Raw genomic sequence first — 3,768 nt, forward strand, 5'->3', positions numbered from 1 at the left:
GGGGGGGTGGCCCGCCAGGGCGGCGGCGGTCATGGCGATATGCTTGGGGGTGGTGCCGCAGCAGCCGCCCAGAATGGCGGCGCCCGCCTGAGCGATCTGGACCATCTTCTGGCTGAAATAGTCGGGCGCCCCCTGGAACACGGTGCGGCGGCCCAGCACCGTGGGGTAGCCCGCGTTGGGCATCACCGAGAGGGTGACGCCGGTGAGGTCCAGCTCCTGGATGAAGGCCAGCAGGTGGTGGGGGCCGGACACGCAGTTGAAGCCCACCGCGTCCACCTGGGGCAGGGCGGCGGTATTGCGGAACAGTTCCTGGCCCAGGCTGCCCTCCCGGGTGATGCCGTTGGAGTCCACGGCGTAGGAGACGATCAGGAAAGCCTGGGGGCAGCGCTCCTTCAGGTACCGGGCCAGCTCCGGGATGCCCTCGTCGGTGGGCAGGGTCTCCACCAGGAAGTGGACCAGCCCCTGCTGGAGAAACAGGTCCGCCTGGCGGCAGTAGTTTTCCGCCGGAGACAGCTCCTTGCCCTGGGGGGCGGGTCCCATGTCGGCGAAGACATAGGCGTCAAAGGGCCGGGCCTCCTCCAGCGCCAGACGGCAGGCAGCGGCGATCATGTCCCGGGCCTGGTCCTCGTCCCCCTGGGCCATGTCCACGCCCACGGAGAAGGTGTTGGTCTTGATGGCCCGGCAGCTGGCCTCCAGATAGGCCCGGTGAATGGCGGAGACCTCCTGGGGGAAGTCCAGGTTGGCCCGCTCGCAGCGGACCTCCTCCCGGCCGGGGAGAGAGGCGAAGTAGGTGCCCATGGCACCGTCAAAGAGCAGGGGGCCGCCCTGCTTCAAATAGGTTCTGATGTCCATGCTCCAATCCCTTTCTTGGGTCAGTATGTACCGGGCGCCTGGGAGGCCCCGGCGGCTTTAACGGTATCATACCGTATTTTTGACAAATTGTACAGTCATCAATTTGTTGGAAATGGAGAGGAAACTTTTGGACAATTTTACACTAAAATAGTATGTTGATATGAAAACTGGGCGAGCGAGAAGGATTTGGAAAAGGAATACGCTTTTTTATCTGACTCCCCCGTTCAAAAGCGCTTCTTCCAGCTCCTGCACCGTTTTGCACACGGCCAGAGCACCGCTGGCCGCCATTTCGCCCGGCGGCGCAAAATCGAAAAGCTCCACGCCGATACAGGGAATGCCGCATTCAGCCGCGCCCTCCACGTCGAACTTCCGGTCGCCCACCATCACGGTCTCCGCCTTTTCAGCTTCCCCGATGCCCAGGCGGACAAAGGCGCTGCGAATGACGTCAACCTTGGCCTCGTTCTTTCCTTCGCTGCCGCAGGCGGCGGAAAGGTAGGGGGTAAAACCGAATTTTTCCGCGATGGGCACCACGCTGCGCTCGGGCTTGGAGGATGCGATGGCCAGGACGCAGCCCCGTTCCTTTAACCGGGACATCAGCTCCACTATGCCGTCGGCGGCTTTGTTCTCCGCCCAGCCGATGGTCTCATAGCGCTCACGGAACACCTCTACGGCGTGCCAGGCTTCCTCTTGGTCCATGCCGCAGTAGCATTCAAAGGAGTCCTGGAGAGGCGGCCCCACAAAGCGCAGCAGCGTCTCATAGGACGGGCAGGGCCGGCCCAGCTTTTCCAGACTATACCGCACGCTTTTGAAGATCCCTTCCCGGGAATCCGTCAGCGTACCGTCGAGATCAAAAAGAATATAGCGATACATATATCTACCTCGGAAATAAAAATAACTGGCGGAGTTTTGAACTCCGCCAGTTATTATATCGTATACAGAATGGGAAATGCAACTGCTTAGCCGAAGTAACGCTTCAGCAGGCCCTCGAAAGCCTTGCCGTGACGGGCCTCGTCGCGGGCCATCTCGTGGACGGTGTCGTGGATGGCGTCCAGGTTCAGGGCCTTGGCCTTCTTGGCCAGCTCGAACTTGCCGGCGGTAGCGCCGTTCTCGGCGTCCACACGCATCTCCAGGTTCTTCTTGGTGGAGTCGGTCACCACCTCGCCCAGCAGCTCGGCGAACTTGGCGGCGTGCTCGGCCTCCTCATAGGCGGCCTTCTCCCAGTACAGGCCGATCTCGGGGTAGCCCTCGCGGTGAGCCACGCGGGCCATGGCCAGATACATACCGACCTCGGTGCACTCGCCCTGGAAGTTCTCGCGCAGGCCGGCGATGATCTCCTCGTCCACGCCCTGGGCGACGCCCACAACGTGCTCGGCGGCCCAAGTCTTCTCAGCGGCCTGCTCCTGGAACTTGGAAGCGGGAGCCTTGCAGATGGGGCAGAACTCGGGAGCGGCATCTCCCTCGTGAACATAACCGCAGATGGTGCAAACAAACTTCTTCATGATAATACGTCCTCCTCGTGTTTTTGATTGTGTATACATGTTGGGCATAGCCCATGGAACGTGAGTTCATGGTGCTCCACCATGAGCCCATATTGCTCACTGACGTCCCGGTCGATACGGCTGGCCAGCTCAGTCCGGCTCAGGTCCATGACCGCGCCGCAGTGTCTGCAAATGAAGTGGCTGTGCGGGGTCGTGATGCCGTCGAATCGCTCCTGTCCTTTGATGACGCCAACGCTCCGGATGTCGCCCCGCTCCTGAAAAAAGACCAGGTTGCGGTAGACTGTCCCCAGGCTCAGATCGGGGTGGTTGGGTTTCAATGTCTGGTAGACCCATTCGGCGGAAGGGTGGCAATCGGTGCCGCGGATGGCGGCGAGAATGTCGGCGCGCTTTTTGCTGTATCGTGTCGTTCGTTCCACCTTTTGCCTCCTAAACAATATTGATTCTCGTTACGATAGGATAGTACCATAGAAATACCCATTTGTAAAGAGGGAAAATCAAGAAAAATATTGATCAGAGCCGGGTCCTTCCGGCTCTGATTTGTTAAGGTTTCTGGCGGCGGAGCCGGGCCAGAACGGCAGCTTCGAGGCGGTCCGCATATTTCAAACCCAGGACAAAGCAGGCAGCGCCCGCGATCCCCGCCAGCACCAGGGCCCACAGGGGGAACGTGAAGGAGGCACCGCCTAGAAAACAGGCAAAGAGCAGTCCCCAAGGGCGGGCCAGCAGGACGATGATGAGGAAGCGGCGCAGCGGGATATCGGTGAGTCCGGCCAGGATACACAGCACGTCGTCGGGAAAGTAGGGAAAGAGAAAGGCCAGGGTCAGGAAAACAGAGGTTTTGGACCGAATCACGTCCTGATACTTCTCTGACAGGCGGCGGCTGACCACCCGATCGGCAAAGGACTGTCCCAGGACCCGGGCCAGCCAGAAGACCAGCAGGGAACCGACGGTCACGGCGGCGAAGGTGAGCAGAAAGGCGGGCCAGGCGCCGAACAGCATCCCGCCTGCGGCGGCGGTGAGGTTGCTGGGGATGGGGGCGAGCACCACGGACAGAAATTGCAGCAGGAAGAAAAACAGATGGGAGTAGGGGGCGGAGCGGCTAATGTAGGCCCGCAGGGCCTCAATAGAGGTACACGCGGCAAAAAAGCCGCTGCGGCACAAAAACAGACCGCCACCCACCGCCAACAGCAGCACCAAACCCCATAAGATCCATTGTTTTCCCTTGCCCATGGGCGCATCCACCTCCTTGTCCGGCCATTTTCCCGGGAACTGTCCTAGTTTACCACCGGGATGTTAGGAATTGTTTTAAAATTCCTGAAAAGACCATGAAGAATGTCCTCAGCCGTTCAAAATGTCCGGGTGCCGGAGGTAGTGCTCCGTCACCAGATAGGAGATGGCGGGGGCGGGATGGAGGAGGGAG

Annotated in this window: 5 protein-coding genes; all 5 read right to left on the reverse strand. The window is 60.4% G+C overall.

What is annotated here, in order from left to right:
* Positions 1–852 (reverse strand): homocysteine S-methyltransferase family protein (locus I6E42_RS12580; protein WP_235372352.1); only part of this gene is annotated, 852 nt, incomplete at its 3' end.
* Between the two features lie 207 nt (positions 853–1,059).
* Positions 1,060–1,722, reverse strand: coding sequence for an HAD hydrolase-like protein (locus I6E42_RS12585; RefSeq protein ID WP_235372353.1), 663 nt, complete (start codon positions 1,720–1,722; stop codon positions 1,060–1,062).
* An 86-nt stretch (positions 1,723–1,808) separates the two neighbouring features.
* Positions 1,809–2,351: an NADH peroxidase gene (locus tag I6E42_RS12590; RefSeq protein WP_235372354.1), complete on the reverse strand. Its 543-nt coding sequence runs from the start codon at positions 2,349–2,351 to the stop codon at positions 1,809–1,811.
* Positions 2,348–2,767 carry a Fur family transcriptional regulator gene (locus I6E42_RS12595; protein ID WP_235372355.1) on the reverse strand — a complete coding sequence of 140 codons (420 nt, stop codon included), beginning with the start codon at positions 2,765–2,767 and terminating at the stop codon, positions 2,348–2,350. Before I6E42_RS12595 ends, I6E42_RS12590 begins: the two co-directional genes overlap by 4 nt.
* A gap of 124 nt (positions 2,768–2,891) precedes the next feature.
* The gene (locus I6E42_RS12600) at positions 2,892–3,578 is read right to left on the reverse strand and encodes a TVP38/TMEM64 family protein (protein WP_235372356.1); all 687 of its coding nucleotides are present in this window, start codon (positions 3,576–3,578) and stop codon (positions 2,892–2,894) included.
* Positions 3,579–3,768 lie beyond the last annotated feature (190 nt).

This window comes from Pseudoflavonifractor phocaeensis (genome assembly GCF_021531815.1).
Taxonomy (GTDB): Bacteria; Bacillota; Clostridia; order Oscillospirales; family Oscillospiraceae; genus Lawsonibacter; species Lawsonibacter phocaeensis_A.

Bases quoted from the DNA above. Each gene is read 5' to 3' on its own strand.
- I6E42_RS12590 (WP_235372354.1), bottom strand. From the start codon at position 2,351: ATGAAGAAGTTTGTTTGCACCATCTGCGGTTATGTTCACGAGGGAGAT.
- I6E42_RS12600 (WP_235372356.1), bottom strand. From the start codon at position 3,578: ATGGGCAAGGGAAAACAATGGATCTTATGGGGTTTGGTGCTGCTGTTG.
- I6E42_RS12585 (WP_235372353.1), bottom strand. From the start codon at position 1,722: ATGTATCGCTATATTCTTTTTGATCTCGACGGTACGCTGACGGATTCC.